The sequence below is a fragment of the Pseudoalteromonas piscicida genome, from assembly GCF_002208135.1.
In the GTDB taxonomy this organism is placed as follows: Bacteria; Pseudomonadota; Gammaproteobacteria; order Enterobacterales; family Alteromonadaceae; genus Pseudoalteromonas; species Pseudoalteromonas piscicida_A.
This window is the reverse complement of record NZ_CP021646.1, coordinates 3,989,161-4,007,043: the sequence shown is the minus strand read 5'-3', so window position 1 is coordinate 4,007,043 and position 17,883 is coordinate 3,989,161. Positions and strand designations below refer to the sequence as shown.

The 17,883-nt window shown below is 42.4% G+C and carries 4 protein-coding genes and 1 pseudogene; all 5 read left to right on the top strand.

What is annotated here, in order from left to right:
* Positions 1 to 25: 25 nt before the first annotated feature.
* A pseudogene (locus tag B1L02_RS18190) lies at positions 26 to 3,103 on the top strand (AMP-binding protein); the annotation flags it as partial.
* A 92-nt stretch (positions 3,104 to 3,195) separates the two neighbouring features.
* Positions 3,196 to 3,468 carry an acyl carrier protein gene (locus B1L02_RS25210; RefSeq protein WP_420541216.1) on the top strand — a complete coding sequence of 91 codons (273 nt, stop codon included), beginning with the start codon at positions 3,196 to 3,198 and terminating at the stop codon, positions 3,466 to 3,468.
* The gene (locus tag B1L02_RS18180) at positions 3,465 to 6,890 is read left to right on the top strand and encodes a non-ribosomal peptide synthetase (RefSeq protein WP_088532155.1); all 3,426 of its coding nucleotides are present in this window, start codon (positions 3,465 to 3,467) and stop codon (positions 6,888 to 6,890) included. The genes B1L02_RS25210 and B1L02_RS18180 overlap by 4 nt, the downstream gene beginning before the upstream one ends.
* Positions 6,887 to 10,336, top strand: a complete 3,450-nt coding sequence (locus B1L02_RS18175) for a non-ribosomal peptide synthetase (RefSeq protein WP_088532154.1) — start codon at positions 6,887 to 6,889, stop codon at positions 10,334 to 10,336. Before B1L02_RS18180 ends, B1L02_RS18175 begins: the two co-directional genes overlap by 4 nt.
* A 1-nt stretch (position 10,337) precedes the next feature.
* Positions 10,338 to 17,783, top strand: a complete 7,446-nt coding sequence (locus B1L02_RS18170) for a non-ribosomal peptide synthetase (RefSeq protein WP_167651268.1) — start codon at positions 10,338 to 10,340, stop codon at positions 17,781 to 17,783.
* Positions 17,784 to 17,883 lie beyond the last annotated feature (100 nt).

Here is a 17,883-nt window from a genome sequence, read left to right as displayed (position 1 = left end):
AACGGATAATAGATAAGCTGTTAATATGAATATCTTCAATTTACTAAAACAATTAAAAGAACGAGATGTCTCTGTTGGAGTAGAAGGGGAGAAGCTGAAAGTTTACGACCCTGAAAATAACTTAACACCTGAGTTGTTACAGAGCCTGAAAGAGAAGAAGCAAGAAATTATTCATTTCTTCAGTAACAGTGATGAGCTAACCAAGTCTGACTTTCCTTTAGCTGATCTCACGCGTGAGTTATTTACGGAAATTCATGCAGAGTATACCGATCTGCAGAGCATTATGATTGCTACACCAATGCAATCAGGAATGATTTTCCAAAGTCTAATGGATAAATCTAATGCTGCTTATACGGTTCAGCTATCAGGGGAGCTGGTCGGTGTTATCGATGAAAAGGCCTTTGAAGCAGCATGGGTTCACCTGATTGAGAGACATGAGATATTAAGAACTTGTTTTGTTGGACTTGGAGAAAAGCGTATTCATCAACTGGTCCGTAAAGCGGCTGCTTTTTCAGTCCAATATCATGACTTATCAAGCTATAATCGAGCGCTCGCATATGAGCAGCTTGATGCCATCAAACAGGCAGATAGAGAGCAAGGCTTTGACCTTAAAGTGCCTCCGTTGATGCGGGTGCAACTTGTTAAACTTGATACGGAGTTATATCAGTTTATTTGGTCATATCATCATGCTTTGCTCGATGGTTGGTGTAACCCTATTGTGATCCAAGAAGTTATGGCGTTTTATCAAGGAGTCGTGAATGGGACTCCAGTTATGCTCGGTGAACCTGCTAAATATGAAAACTTTATCCGCTGGTTGAAATCCAGAAATACAGATAAATCAAAACTATTTTGGCGGGAAACTTTATCTGGTTTATCTGAAGCTGCGCCTTTGCCATTTTTGAAACCTGCAAAGGCGCTTACTTCACACTATGAGAAATGTTCTTTTTCGCTGTCTGAAGAGCAAAGTCGTAACCTTGCGCAATTAGCCCAAAGAGAAAAATGCACAGTGAATGTACTGTTGCAATTTGCTTGGGCATACCTATTAAGCCAGTACTCGGCGCGCCAAGATGTGCACTTTGGGGTCACCGTATCAGGCCGTCCAGCGGAGCTGATTGGTGTTGAGAATATGCTAGGGTTATTTATTAACTCTATTCCCCTCTGCGTATCATTAGACAAAGCGTCAACGATTCGAGCTGTGTTAGACAATATTCATCGAACTAACATGGAATGTAACGAACATAGCTATTTGTCATATAGCGATATTCAAAAGCAGTCAGATATTCCTGCGAATAAACCGTTATTTGAAAGTCTCGTTATTTTTGAAAACTATCCTTCTGATGGGGTGACAGGTGATGACAGCTCAGTGAGGCTCACCCAATTAAACAGTGAAGAGGATACTAACTTTGCATTAACCTTATATGCGTCAATGGCTGAGAAATTGGAAGTTGACTTACATTTCCAAACCGCAAGAATATCCCTAGAGAATGTACAGAGTGTAGTGGAGTATCTACGACAGATCTTAATCAGCTTAAGTCAGGTGTCAATGGAGGAGCTAATATCTGAAGTAAGCCTTATCCCGGTACCAAAAACGAAGGCTTTTATTGCTGGGGAAGCGAAAGAGATTAACGCTGAATCAGGGTTGTTGGCACAGTTTGAACATTATGTTGGAATGACACCAGACAAAGTGGCGGTGGTGTGTGATGGTCACGCTTTCACATACAAACAGTTGTCTGAGCGCATCAATAAAATGGCGAATATACTACATGCACAAGGCCTTGGTGCTGGCGATTTGGTTAGCGTTTATTTGCCAAGAAATATTGAACTGTTAACCTCTATGTTGGCAATTCAGAAAGTAGGAGCCGCTTATGTCCCACTTTCGACGAATTATCCAATTGACCGTATAGCCTACATGCTAGAACATTCAAAGGCTAAGCGTGTTATTACGAGCGGTGATTTAGCGCTGGAGCTTGAGATCTGCGCGGATAGGGTTTTAGATTTGTCTGCACCAAACGTAGTGACTGCGTTAGAAGGCAGCTCAATAGCCCTTAACAATGAAATTCAGCTTCCTGCACCTGATGATCTCATGTATGTGATTTATACCTCAGGATCGACAGGCAAGCCAAAAGGGTTTGTATCAGCCATAATAATGTCGCTAACTTTCTCCATGCAATGGAGCAGAGTCCTGGGTTGTCAAGCCAAGACAGGCTACTTGCGATCACCCCTATCAGTTTTGATATTTCAGTACTTGAGCTCTATTTGCCACTGTATGTTGGCGCAACTGTTCATATTGTCGATGAGAAAATAAGTAAAGATAGCGGTAAACTGGTAAGCTATATCGAGCAAAATCAGATCTCTTGTGTACAGGCAACACCAGCTACTTGGACGATGTTAGAAGGGCAATCAAACTGGTCTACAGTCCAGCCTATAAAAGCGCTTTGTGGCGGTGAAGCACTGCCTCCGCAATTAGCAACAAAAATGGTGTCTAGGTACGAGGAAGTTTGGAATATGTACGGTCCAACTGAGGCAACCGTGTGGGTTGGTGCACATCGTATTGACAATACTGATGCTATTTCAATTGGTACGCCAATACTCAATACTAAGTTTCATGTCTTGAATGACAAGCTAAAACCAGTAGTGCCAGGCATGAATGGAGAGTTATATATATCCGGGGCTGGATTAGCGAAGGGCTATTTGAACGAGCCGGAACTGACAACTGAACGATTTTTATCTTCTCCAGAATCTGGAGAGTTGATTTATAAAACTGGAGATGTTGTTCGACAGATCAGCAACAATGCCTATCAATACCTAGGGCGTGTGGATGAGCAAGTCAAAGTGCGTGGTTACAGGATTGAACTGGCAGAAGTGGAATCAGCGCTGATACAAAACGAATTAATTGAGTTCGTTGTGGTTAAAGCCGTATCAAATGGGGATGATTTCTCTCAACTGGTTGCCTATTGTGAATTAACCCCAGCAAGTAATGAGTATGACAACCTAGACTTACTTCAAAAAGTTAAAGCTCATCTCAATGAGGCTTTGCCTGAATATATGCATCCAGCTTACTTTGAAATTATCGAAAATTGGCCGCTTACGCCAAGTGGTAAGGTAGACAAAAAGGCATTACCTAAACCAGAGATCTCGCTTGCTTTAGAAGAGTATGTTGCGCCTAATACAGACACTGAGCATGGCTTGGTCTCTATGTGGTCAAAGTTACTTAAATTAGAGCCTTCAAAGATAAGTGTTACCAGCAGTTTCTTTCTTTTAGGAGGCAACTCTTTGCTACTGATGCGCTTAGTATCACGACTTAGGGAACAATTCTCTGTCGATATTGAACTAGAAGAAGCAATGGAACTATCTAGCATTCGATTATTGGCTGAGAAAGTCGATGACTATCAGAAAAGTAACGCACTTTCAGACATCAGTAAGGTATCGGATGTATTGGCAGAAGATGAAGTGGAAGAAGCTATATGATAGAGAATCTACTACAAAGAGTTAAGGAACAAGGGATAAAGTTATACCTAGATAACGAAGGTGCCTTAAAACTAAGAAGAAAAACGAACGCGACAAACGACCAATTAATTGCAGAAATAAAAGAAAAAAAAGCACAGATTATCGATTGGCTTAAGGTTTCAGCAAAGGCAAATGACAAAATAGCAAGAGCTGAACATATTGATAACGAAGCGCCAGCATCTTTTGCTCAGCAGAGAATGTGGTTGGTTAATCAATTAGAAAGCAGTGATGCACATTATAATATGACTGACGCATTGCATATTAATGGCACCATAGACTTATCTGTGATTGAACAGACCTGTTATGAGATTATTAAACGACACGAACCTCTCAGAACCGTTTTTTTTGAAAGAGATGGGCAGGTGTGGCAAAAGGTATTAGACGAGTTTCATTTTCAAGTTACTCGTTTTGACTTTACTCAAGAAAGTGAAAATGTGGACAACCTAGTTTCTGAGTGTGTGAAGCAGTTTTCGTTACAAGCTTTCTCTCTTGAATCAGACTTGATGTTGAAAGTTGGCTACATTGAGCTGCCAAGGAATAATACCGGTGAAGCGCAAGGAGTATTACTCTTTAATCTGCACCATATTGCTGGAGACGGATGGTCCAGAGGACTACTGCTTAAGGAGTTCAATCATCTCTATCAATCAATTCAGCAAGGAGAGCCAAGTCGGCTGATACCAAATGCACTTCGATACCTAGATTACTCGGTATGGCAAAGAGGGCTGTTCGAGTCATCAACAGTAGACTCTCAGAGGGCGTATTGGTTGAAGCAGCTTAATGAGTTGCCAGATGTGCATGCTTTGCCACTTGATCATCCTCGCCCACCGGTGCAGAGCTTTGATGGTAGTCGTGTTCAATTTGCTCTAGAAGCGCAGTTGAGCACGCAGTTGAAGGCGTTGGCTGTTGAGCAAAATGTAACACTATTTATGTTGCTTCACGCAGCGTTTAGCTTATTGTTATCTCGCTACTCGGATTGCACTGATATTGTGATTGGTACACCTGTGGCAAATCGAAGGCAGCAAGAGTTGGAGGGATTAATAGGCTGTTTTGTAAATACGCTTGTACTGCGTACCAATACATCTGAGAACGGGCGCTTTATTGATTACTTACATGATGTAAAAAAAGTCAATGTAAATGCACAAGCAAATCAAGATATGCCATTTGATTTACTTGTTGATGAGCTAAATCCGCAGAGAAGTCCTGCATACTCACCGTTATTTCAAATTCAGTTTAGTATGAATAATACTGAGTCGGTGAAGCCGAACTTAGCTAGCTCTTCTGTTTCCTCTGCGAATGTATCACGTAGTCTAGTAAAGTATGAACTTGCGCTACATGCCGTGGAGGATCGTGACGGACTGAATTTTAGATTTGAGTATAATACTTCAATATTCAAACAAGATACGATACAGCAACTACAAGCCTGCTTTGTGCAACTGCTTAAAAGTATTGTTGCGACGCCACAACAGGGTATTCATGAATTAACACTAGTTTCTGAATCTAACCAACATCATCTTTTGGTAGAGCTCAATGATACATCAGCACCAATAGCGCACGATGACAATGTCGTTGCAGCATTTACGCAGCAAGTTGCCGATAACCCACAACGTATAGCTGTGACTTATGAGGGAGAGTCGTTAACGTACCAGCAACTCGATGAAAGAGTGAATCAATTAGCAAACCATCTACAAGATAATGGTGTTGGGGCGCATAGTTATGTTGCTTTATATATGGAACGTTCGCTGGAAATGGTTGTTGCTATTTGGGCGATTTTAAAATCTGGTGGGGCCTATATTCCGATCGATCCGACATTACCCGCTGCAAGGGTAAGGGTTATATTGCAAGACGCGTCACCAGTCTTAGTTTTAACACAGAAAAGGTTTTACGGCTCACTGCCCTCATACCATCATAATGTTGTTTCTCTTGATGAGGATTCGGTGATACAAACCCTAAGTAGCTGCTCAGAGTCATTTGAAACTAATTCACTATTTCAGCAAGGGCAGGAAGCTTATATTATCTATACCTCAGGTTCTACCGGCGAACCAAAAGGAGTAATTTGCGAACACAAAGGCTTGTTTAATCGCATTGATTGGATGCAAAAAATGTATCAGCTGAACTCGGCTGATTGTGTGCTACAAAAGACACCATACAGCTTTGATGTATCGGTATGGGAGTTTATATGGCCGCTAATTACTGGGTGCCGTCTAGTCGTAGCAAAACCGGAGGGTCATAAAGAGCCGAGTTACTTGTCATCACTTATTCAATCACAAGAGGTAACGACATTACATTTTGTGCCCTCTATGCTTAATTTGATGCTTCAAGCTGGTGACTGGGAGCAATGCAGTACGGTTCGCCAAGTGTTTTGCAGCGGAGAAGCGCTATCAAGTGAATTACAAGCGCAGTTTTTTGCAACGGAGACAAAGTCTAAATTACATAATTTATATGGTCCAACAGAGGCTTCAATAGATGTTACTTATTGGGAGTGTGATAGCGCTGCTAATAAGGGGGCTAGTGTGCCAATAGGTAGACCTATACAAAATACAAGCTTAGTTGTATTAGATAAAAACGGAAAACTTGTTCCTTATGGTGCTGTTGGAGAGCTTCACATTGGCGGAATGGGATTGGCGGTAGGTTATCTAAACAAACCCGAATTAACAAAAGACAAGTTTATTCCAAACCCATTTCCACAGTTAAATGGTCCTAGACTTTACAAAACGGGTGATTTGGTTCGTTATAGCGAAGGCGGTAAGCTGGAGTATTTGGGTCGAATAGACCACCAAGTGAAACTGCACGGCTTAAGAATCGAACTTGGCGAGATTGAGTATCAGCTGGCTCAACATGACAAGGTTAATCAATGTCTGGTTATGGTTCGCGAGGACATTGTTAATCAGCCAAGATTGGTTGCGTATTTTGATAGTCCACACCCTGATATAGAAACACAATGTACAGAGTATCTAAAACAACAATTACCAAGTTATATGGTACCAGAAGTATTGATCAAGGTAACGCAATGGCCGCTCACTGCGAACGGCAAAATCGACAGAAAAAAGCTACCTGTACCTAACGTACCAGACACATTGAAGTATCTAGCTCCTGAAAACGAAATAGAAAGCCAATTACAACTTTTTGTGATGTCGATATTGCACTTAAATGAAGATCAAGTAAGCGCTAATGCTGACTTCTTTGAGTTGGGTGGTAATTCTTTACTGGCAATAAAGTTGATATCGAAGATTAACGAACAGTGGCAAATAAATATATCTAGTAAAGAAATCTTCAATACTAGAACCATAAGAGGATTGGGCGCAGAGATAGAAAAATATACTCTAGTATTGGCTTCCCAAATAATAACAAATAATACGCAAGTAGAGGAAAGTGGCTGGCTATGAACATTGTACAACTAATTCACCAAGCAAATAGCTCGGGTGTAACACTATTTTGTAAGTCTGGAAAATTAGGGTTTAGATTAAATAAGGGTTGTACTTTCCCACCAGAGCTAAAGCAAAGCATAGCGGATAACAAGCAAGCTATTATTGAATTTTTGACAGCCTATGAATCTTCGCCGAGCGTGGCGTTAAAGCCTATCACCCCAGTAGACAGAAACACAGATAAGCTCCCCCTGTCTTTTGCCCAACAGCGGCTATGGTTTATTGATAGTTTGCAAGGTAGCACTCCAGAGTACAATATGCCGATGGTATTTGAGCTGTCAGGCACGATTAGTCTGACGAGTATTCAGCAAGCCTTTCGTGAAATTATCGCGCGTCATGAAATCTTAAGAACCGTCTATGAAGAGCATGATGGTGAAGCATATCAAAAGATAAAAACAATATCTGAAGTCGAGTTTGCGATTCAGCAAAAAGACATCAGTGAACTCGATGAGCAAGATAAAGAAGCCGCACTTAAAGCATATGTGCGTGAGGAAGTAGGGAGACCGTTTAATCTATCCACAGAAGTGATGTTGCGGGTAAGTTTTATAAAGACCGCAGAAACATCAGGCGTACTGTTATTTAATATGCACCACATAGCGTCAGATGGATGGTCAATGGAAATCCTGATGAAGGAGTTTTTTGCACTGTATCATGCGCAAGAAGCAGGTGAAGCTAACCCCTTACCAGAACTCGCGGTGCAGTATGCCGATTATGCTCATTGGCAGCGTCACTATTTGGCACAAGAGCAGCTTGAAGGTCAGCTGGATTATTGGGAGCAGCAACTTGAAGGGTTACCTGCACTCCACAGTTTGCCATTAGATAAAGCAAGGCCGGCACAAAAGCAATATCAAGGTGAGCGAGTCACAGGAGTCTTACCCAAAGAATTGGCGCAAGCACTTCTGAAGATGGCGCAGCAATTCAAAATCACTCCGTTTATGCTATTGCATGGAGCCTTATCGTTACTACTGTCGAGACATGGAAACAGTAAGGATGTGGTCATAGGCACACCAATAGCGAATCGGGAGCAGCGAGAGCTGGCACCACTGATAGGGTTTTTCGTCAACACCTTAGTGCTAAGAGCGGATACTGGTCATAAGACGGTAGGTGAGTATTTAGCACACATAAGACAAGTTAATCTAGATGCACAAGCAAATCAGTCAGCGCCCTTTGAGCAAATAGTCGAGCGTTTGAAAGTGCCACGCAGTGGCTCACACAGCCCACTATTTCAAATCATGATGACGACCAATAGTGATTACGGTTTATCGAGTGATGCGGATAAAGCAGGGTTTAAGCTACCGGGTGTGACAGTCAAGGCATATAGCGGGGATAGTGTACAGGCGAAGTTTGATTTGGATATAGATATTCAAATTAACGACCAAGGCGTTACAGTACACTGGAACTATGATGTTAGCCTGTTTGATAAAGAACATATAGCCCAACTGAATGCGCATTTTGAGCGGCTACTGACAGGGTTAAGTGAAGCCAGTGCACAAACAGCAGTGAGTAGCTTGCCGTTATTATCGGAAGAAGAAGAGCACAAGCTGCTGTATACACTGAACGACACAGCAGTAGAGTATGATAAGTCGGCTTGTATTCATACGTTGTTTGAGCGTCAAGTAGACTTGATACCAGAGCAGGTAGCGGTAGCATTTGGTGATGAGGTTTTACAATATAAAACACTGGATGAGAAAGCAAATCAGCTAGCACATTACCTGCGCGCAGAGCATGGGATAGGGCCAGAGAGCTTAGTGGGTGTGTGCGCGGATAGGTCACTGGAGATGGTGATAGCGGTTTTAGGTATTTTAAAAGCAGGCGGTGCTTATGTGCCGCTAGACCCGAGTTATCCGCGGAGTCGTTTGGAGTATATGATAGCAGATGCGTCATTATCGGTGATAGTGAGCCATGGAGAGACGGCAGAGGCATTAGTGAGTTTTACCAAAACGCAAGTAAAGTTAGATGGATTTGCCTTAGGGGAGCCGCATCCATGCGATGCGTATCCACGCACTCGGCCACAAGAGGTCGGTGTGAGCGCATCGCATCTGGCGTATGTAATTTATACCTCAGGCTCGACAGGGCAACCAAAAGGCGTGATGATTGAGCATCAAAATACGGTTGCAATGTTGAATTGGGGCAAGCATTTTTATTCACAAGCAGAGTTGCAAACAGTATTAGCGAGTACTTCTTTAAGTTTTGATTTATCTGTTTTTGAATTATTTTTACCACTAAGTGTTGGCACAAAAGTAAGACTCGTTAAAAATGTATTAGAAGTAGTGACAGAGCAGTGTGTTCGGGATGTCACCTTACTTAATACAGTTCCTTCAGCTATCTCGGCCTTGCTAGATAATAATACTTATTTAGAGAAAATCCGGGTCATTAATCTTGCGGGGGAAGCATTACACAGTGAGCTTATCAACAAAATATTTGAACAATATACGGCGATTAGCGTTTGTAATCTATATGGTCCATCTGAAGATACGACCTACTCAACGGGGATCAGGTTTAATAATGCGGTACAGTCAACACCAAGTATTGGCCGCGTGATTTCAAATAGTATTGCGCTGATTTTAAATGAAGATGGCCAGCTATTACCTTACGGCTCTGTAGGAGAATTATATTTGGGAGGTGATGGTGTCTCTAGAGGATATAGGCATCAAGCTGAGCTAACGACAGCTAAGTTTGTTAGTAATCCATACTCCACAGTAGTACAGGGAGTTCAGGCTGCTCGGCTTTACCGTACTGGAGATTTAGTAAAGTACCTTCCTTGTGGTAATTTAGCGTTTCTTGGTCGAATTGATGATCAGGTGAAGATAAGAGGATTTAGGATAGAGCTTGGGGAAATCGAGTTTGAATTATCTCAACTTGCTGAAATCGACTCATGCCTAGTCATTGCGAAGCAGGTTGGAGAAGATAATCGCTTAATCGCATACCTAAAAGGCCACGGTGGCGACATCAATATTGGTGAAGTTAAAAAAGCGCTTCGTTTAGCATTACCTGAATATATGATGCCTAGCTTTTTTGTGGAAGTTGAGGATTGGCCATTAACACCAAATGGAAAAATTGACAAAAAGCAATTACTAGAAATTGAAGGTGTTGGTTTTAATGAAGAATACGTTACACCGCAGAGCCAAACTGAACTGGCACTAGTGGATATTTGTTCTGAATTGTTGGGACTTGAACAAAGTAAAATAAGTATTAAAGCAAACTTTTTTGAACTGGGAGGGCACTCCCTATTAATAATGAAGTTTGTAAGAAAAATTGAGGAAGTCCTGGGTATCACAATCTCAATGAATGCTTTTTTTGATGTGCAGACTCTGCAAGAGCTTGCTTCCCTATGTGAAATTATAGCGGTAAGTCAGTCTATCAACGAGGTAGATGATGTTGCCGAATACGAAGAGTTCGAGTTTTGAGATGAATGCATTAAACCTTATCCAGCAGTTGGCTAGACAAGACATTATTTTGCAAATGACAGAGAATGGATCGTTAACTGCTAAGGCCCCCAAGGGAGCCATCACAGCTGAAATAAGTGATCTTATAAAGCAAAATAAGAGAGAATTTATTGATTGCTTAACGCGCTTAGCGTCACTTCGTTCTCAAGTGGAAAGCAATTCGGTCATCCCAGTAGACAGAAACACAGATAAGCTCCCCCTGTCTTTTGCCCAACAGCGGCTATGGTTTATTGATAGTTTGCAAGGTAGCACTCCAGAGTACAATATGCCGATGGTATTTGAGCTGTCAGGCACGATTAGTCTGACGAGTATTCAGCAAGCCTTTCGTGAAATTATCGCGCGTCATGAAATCTTAAGAACCGTCTATGAAGAGCATGATGGTGAAGCATATCAAAAGATAAAAACAATATCTGAAGTCGAGTTTGCGATTCAGCAAAAAGACATCAGTGAACTCGATGAGCAAGATAAAGAAGCCGCACTTAAAGCATATGTGCGTGAGGAAGTAGGGAGACCGTTTAATCTATCCACAGAAGTGATGTTGCGGGTAAGTTTTATAAAGACCGCAGAAACATCAGGCGTACTGTTATTTAATATGCACCACATAGCGTCAGATGGATGGTCAATGGAAATCCTGATGAAGGAGTTTTTTGCACTGTATCATGCGCAAGAAGCAGGTGAAGCTAACCCCTTACCAGAACTCGCGGTGCAGTATGCCGATTATGCTCATTGGCAGCGTCACTATTTGGCACAAGAGCAGCTTGAAGGTCAGCTGGATTATTGGGAGCAGCAACTTGAAGGGTTACCTGCACTCCACAGTTTGCCATTAGATAAAGCAAGGCCGGCACAAAAGCAATATCAAGGTGAGCGAGTCACAGGAGTCTTACCCAAAGAATTGGCGCAAGCACTTTTGAAGATGGCGCAGCAATTCAAAATCACTCCGTTTATGCTATTGCATGGAGCCTTATCGTTACTACTGTCGAGACATGGAAACAGTAAGGATGTGGTCATAGGCACACCAATAGCGAATCGGGAGCAGCGAGAGCTGACACCACTGATAGGGTTTTTCGTCAACACCTTAGTGCTAAGAGCGGATACTGGTCATAAGACGGTAGGTGAGTATTTAGCACACATAAGACAAGTTAATCTAGATGCACAAGCAAATCAGTCAGCGCCCTTTGAGCAAATAGTCGAGCGTTTGAAAGTGCCACGCAGTGGCTCACACAGCCCACTATTTCAAATCATGATGACGACCAATAGTGATTACGGTTTATCGAGTGATGCGGATAAAGCAGGGTTTAAGCTACCGGGTGTGACAGTCAAGGCATATAGCGGGGATAGTGTACAGGCGAAGTTTGATTTGGATATAGATATTCAAATTAACGACCAAGGCGTTACAGTACACTGGAACTATGATGTTAGCCTGTTTGATAAAGAACATATAGCCCAACTGAATGCGCATTTTGAGCGGCTACTGACAGGGTTAAGTGAAGCCAGTGCACAAACAGCAGTGAGTAGCTTGCCGTTATTATCGGAAGAAGAAGAGCACAAGCTGCTGTATACACTGAACGACACAGCAGTAGAGTATGATAAGTCGGCTTGTATTCATACGTTGTTTGAGCGTCAAGTAGACTTGATACCAGGGCAGGTAGCGGTAGCATTTGGTGATGAGGTTTTACAATATAAAACACTGGATGAGAAAGCAAATCAGCTAGCACATTACCTGCGCGCAGAGCATGGGATAGGGCCAGAGAGCTTAGTGGGTGTGTGCGCGGATAGGTCACTGGAGATGGTGATAGCGGTTTTAGGTATTTTAAAAGCAGGCGGTGCTTATGTACCACTAGACCCGAGTTATCCGCGGAGTCGTTTGGAGTATATGATAGAAGACGCGTCACTGGATGTGGTATTGAGTTATGGGGAGACGGGAGAGGCGCTATCGAACTTTATGGGAGAGGAGGTAGCGTTAGATGGATTTGCGTTAGGGCAAGGACATCCTTGTGACGCCTATCCGCGCGTTAGGCCAAGACAGGTGGGTGTTGGTTCATCAAATTTAGCGTATGTGATTTATACATCGGGCTCGACAGGGCAGCCGAAAGGCGTGATGATTGAGCATCAAAGTTTACACAACAATATGATAACTTCCCTCAAATATACCCAACTATCTCTATGTGCGACGATTTATCACTGTTCATCAGTCGCCTTTGATGCTGCAGTGTGGGTTATGTGGCAGAGTCTTGTAAGTGGAGCTAAATTACGGTTAGCAACAACGCTAGAATATGAAAAAGAATTAGTGCGCCACAATGATGTATCCCATCTATTTATGACTCCCTCTATGCTGCGATGTTTGAAAGTGCAAAAATATGAAAGTCTTACAACTGTAATGGTTGGTGGGGAACATTGTCCTGATTCGCTTGCAAAAGAGTGGGGTTCAGTAGGCGTTGAGTTCTTAAATGCCTATGGTCCAACAGAAATAACAATTTGTAGTTCAATAGGGCGATGTCTGAGAGGCAATCAGGTAACGATCGGCGCTCCTTTTGCCAATATGCAGTACTATGTGTTAGGCCAAGATAAATCTTTGCTGCCATACGGTTCAGTTGGTGAGTTATATGTTGGTGGAGATGGAGTTGCCAGAGGTTATTTGAACAAAGCGACATTGACACAAAATAGCTTTATTCCTAATCCATATTTTTGTCCAAGCAAAGATAATACCTCAAAGCGATTATATAAAACGGGAGATTTAGTAAAATTTAATTCAGACGGTGAACTTGTCTACATCAATCGAGCAGACGATCAAGTGAAAATTCGTGGATTCCGAGTTGAGCTTGGTGAAATTGAGTCACACATAAATCTTTGCACCGAGGTTGAATCTAGTGTGGTGCTCATTACTGAACGTGGTGCGACACAGAACTTAGCGGGTTATATCAAGCTTAGAGAAGGGATAACTAAATCATCAAGAGACGCGGAGCAACAAATCCAGCAATACTTAAAAACCTCATTGCCTGCACATATGATCCCAAGCAAGCTGATTGTAGTGAGTGAATTTCCGAGAACGGCAAATGGCAAGGTTGATAAGGTGGCGTTATCAGCATCAACTCTTGATACGGATACTGTAGCTACGGTTATCGAGGCTAAAGATACTACAGAAAAAGCACTAGTACAGATCTGGTCTGAGCTATTTAGTGTATCTCCTGCATTGATCAGTACCGAAGATGATTTTTTTGAATTAGGTGGTCATTCATTATTGTTGATGAGGCTGTGCTCTGAGATAGAAGAGAAACTAAACGTGCAAATACCACTGCGGGAAATTTACGATAACCCTACCATCGTAGATATCGCTATATTGGTAAAAAATGCAGTTGATGTAGGGTCAAACCTAGTCTCTCGAGTAGACAGAAACACAGATAAGCTCCCCCTGTCTTTTGCCCAACAGCGGCTATGGTTTATTGATAGTTTGCAAGGTAGCACTCCAGAGTACAATATGCCGATGGTATTTGAGCTGTCAGGCACGATTAGTCTGACGAGTATTCAGCAAGCCTTTCGTGAAATTATCGCGCGTCATGAAATCTTAAGAACCGTCTATGAAGAGCATGATGGTGAAGCATATCAAAAGATAAAAACAATATCTGAAGTCGAGTTTGCGATTCAGCAAAAAGACATCAGTGAACTCGATGAGCAAGATAAAGAAGCCGCACTTAAAGCATATGTGCGTGAGGAAGTAGGGAGACCGTTTAATCTATCCACAGAAGTGATGTTGCGGGTAAGTTTTATAAAGACCGCAGAAACATCAGGCGTACTGTTATTTAATATGCACCACATAGCGTCAGATGGATGGTCAATGGAAATCCTGATGAAGGAGTTTTTTGCACTGTATCATGCGCAAGAAGCAGGTGAAGCTAACCCCTTACCAGAACTCGCGGTGCAGTATGCCGATTATGCTCATTGGCAGCGTCACTATTTGGCACAAGAGCAGCTTGAAGGTCAGCTGGATTATTGGGAGCAGCAACTTGAAGGGTTACCTGCACTCCACAGTTTGCCATTAGATAAAGCAAGGCCGGCACAAAAGCAATATCAAGGTGAGCGAGTCACAGGAGTCTTACCCAAAGAATTGGCGCAAGCACTTCTGAAGATGGCGCAGCAATTCAAAATCACTCCGTTTATGCTATTGCATGGAGCCTTATCGTTACTACTGTCGAGACATGGAAACAGTAAGGATGTGGTCATAGGCACACCAATAGCGAATCGGGAGCAGCGAGAGCTGGCACCACTGATAGGGTTTTTCGTCAACACCTTAGTGCTAAGAGCGGATACTGGTCATAAGACGGTAGGTGAGTATTTAGCACACATAAGACAAGTTAATCTAGATGCACAAGCAAATCAGTCAGCGCCCTTTGAGCAAATAGTCGAGCGTTTGAAAGTGCCACGCAGTGGCTCACACAGCCCACTATTTCAAATCATGATGACGACCAATAGTGATTACGGTTTATCGAGTGATGCGGATAAAGCAGGGTTTAAGCTACCGGGTGTGACAGTCAAGGCATATAGCGGGGATAGTGTACAGGCGAAGTTTGATTTGGATATAGATATTCAAATTAACGACCAAGGCGTTACAGTACACTGGAACTATGATGTTAGCCTGTTTGATAAAGAACATATAGCCCAACTGAATGCGCATTTTGAGCGGCTACTGACAGGGTTAAGTGAAGCCAGTGCACAAACAGCAGTGAGTAGCTTGCCGTTATTATCGGAAGAAGAAGAGTACAAGCTGCTGTATACACTGAACGACACAGCAGTAGAGTATGATAAGTCGGCTTGTATTCATACGTTGTTTGAGCGTCAAGTAGACTTGATACCAGAGCAGGTAGCGGTAGCATTTGGTGATGAGGTTTTACAATATAAAACACTGGATGAGAAAGCAAATCAGCTAGCACATTACCTGCGCGCAGAGCATGGGATAGGGCCAGAGAGCTTAGTGGGTGTGTGCGCGGATAGGTCACTGGAGATGGTGATAGCGGTTTTAGGTATTTTAAAAGCAGGCGGTGCTTATGTGCCACTAGACCCGAGTTATCCGCGGAGTCGTTTGGAGTATATGATAGCAGATGCGTCATTATCGGTGATAGTGAGCCATGGAGAGACGGCAGAGGCATTAGTGAGTTTTACCAAAACGCAAGTAAAGTTAGATGGATTTGCCTTAGGGGAGCCGCATCCATGCGATGCGTATCCACGCACTCGGCCACAAGAGGTCGGTGTGAGCGCATCACATCTGGCGTATGTAATTTATACCTCAGGCTCGACAGGGCAACCAAAAGGCGTGATGATTGAGCATAAAGCTATTGTGAACTATCAAAATCATATCACACATAGTTATAATATTTCGTACACAGATTGCGTGTTACAGTTTTCAAACACCTCATTCGATATCTTTATTGAAGAATTCTTCGGGGCGCTTTGTCATGGTGCAAGGTTAGAGCTTAGAAATGAAGACTGCATGTTGGGGCTGGCGCAATTTACTCAATTTTGCGATGAAAAAGGCGTAACAATAGCAAGTTTGCCAACGGCATTTTGGGCGCAACAACTTACTGAGGAAGTGGTAATTGAAGAAACAACACTACGAATGGTTATTGTTGGTGGCGAGGAGCTTACCCATTCGACCGTTAAGAGGCATTACATGCAAATGCCACAAAGTACGATCTTGGTAAATACTTACGGTCCTACGGAAGCGACAATTACTGCAACGACTTATGTTACTTCAGCAGCTGATCTGGTGAATGAGGTTATACCGATAGGTAAGCCTAATAAAAATAATCAATTATACATACTGAATGCGCAACTGGAGTTGTGCTCTGAGCACCATATTGGCGAGTTGTATATCGGAGGGGATGGTTTAGCACGCGGGTATCTAAATAAACCCGAGTTGACACAAAAAGTATTTATTAATAATCCATACTATGACCAGCATAAACAAACCGGATCCCGTGTAATCTATCGTACTGGTGACCTAGTGAAGTACTCCGAGTCTGGGTGTATTGAGTTCTTAGGGAGAAAGGATTCGCAAGTTAAGATTAGGGGATATAGATTAGAGCTAGCTGAAGTTGAAAGCCATCTAATTGGACTTAAAGAGGTTGAGTCAGCTTTGGTATTAACAGAAAATCAACCTCATGGGCCACAACTCATCGCCTTTATCAAACTAGCTGATGCTACGATTAGCGTGGATGGCATCAGAGAGAAGCTGAAAGCTGTGATGCCAAACTATATGCTGCCTCAATACCTTGAGGTTGTTACAGAATGGCCACTAAATGCTAATGGGAAAATAGATAAAGCTGAGTTGTTAGCGGGCTATCACACACCTAGCGTGAGCGATTTGCAGCTTCCCAGTTCTAAAGCGGAGCAAGATCTAATCAATGTGTTAGCCAAAGTGCTAGACAAAGCGCCAAACCAACTAGATATGACAGCTAACTTCTTCCACCTTGGAGGGCACTCATTATTGGTTCCCATGTTGACAAGAGAAATCAACAATAAGTTTGATAGTAATCTGAAACTAAAAGATATATTTGAAAACCCAACAGCGAAAGAGTTGGTCGATGTGTTGGCATCAGAAAATATAAAAGGACATGATGATGGTAACGTACACTTAATTACTTTGTCTGAGGGGTCTAAAGAGGCACCAGCACTAGTGTTAATCCACCCTGTTGGTGGGTCAGTGGCATGTTATGCACCGTTATTATCTAAGTTAAACGTAAAAGGTTCAGTGTATGGGATTAGCACCTCGGAAATAGATGAAGCAAGTTTATCTTTGGTTGCTGAAAAATATAATAAACTGCTTAATAATCATGGTGTTAATTTCTTCTCTTTGGCTGGCTGGTCAATTGGTGGCATGATAGCACTTGAAATGGCTTCCCAATTAGAACAGAATGTGTCAGTGGTGTTAATCGACAGTTATACACCAGAGACAATAAAAAGCCATACAGACTTTGAGCTATCATCCCAGCATAGAGCCTTACATTCTTTAGTATTGGAGCTAAATGTTGACTTGGGGATACTGCCTACAAATGTATTCGAAACAGATGTTGAAGTCTTATGTGAAATGGTTGTGGCTCGAGGAATAGAACAAAATATATTCTCATCGGCAGTATCTGCCACAGATTTACATGAGCGTATAAAGGTAATATCGGCACTTGAGTCACTTACTATGGCATATCAGCTGTCTAATTATCGAGGCCACACTCTATGGGTGAAGGCTTTATCTAGCGACGTGGATCAAGTGAGTGAAGAAGCCAAGTGGTTAGAGCATTGTGAGAGTTTACAAGTTGTCCCTGTTGTAGCCGATCACTTTAGTATATTGCGAGATCCGTCTGTTGACTCGTTAAGCCAAGCTATAGAGTCTTTTTTACTGGAATCAAAGGAAGGTAGTTAATTCAATATCATAGCCACCGTATGAAGGATGGCTTTTTAATAACAGAGCCATGTATTACAGGTTAGCTGATAATACTGTTTTTAATGCATACACAAAATAA

Excerpts from the sequence above, each read along its gene's own strand:
- B1L02_RS25210 (WP_420541216.1), top strand. The coding sequence starts at position 3,196 with ATGTGGTCAAAGTTACTTAAATTAGAGCCTTCAAAGATAAGTGTTACC.
- B1L02_RS18180 (WP_088532155.1), top strand. The coding sequence starts at position 3,465 with ATGATAGAGAATCTACTACAAAGAGTTAAGGAACAAGGGATAAAGTTA.
- B1L02_RS18175 (WP_088532154.1), top strand. The coding sequence starts at position 6,887 with ATGAACATTGTACAACTAATTCACCAAGCAAATAGCTCGGGTGTAACA.
- B1L02_RS18170 (WP_167651268.1), top strand. The coding sequence starts at position 10,338 with ATGAATGCATTAAACCTTATCCAGCAGTTGGCTAGACAAGACATTATT.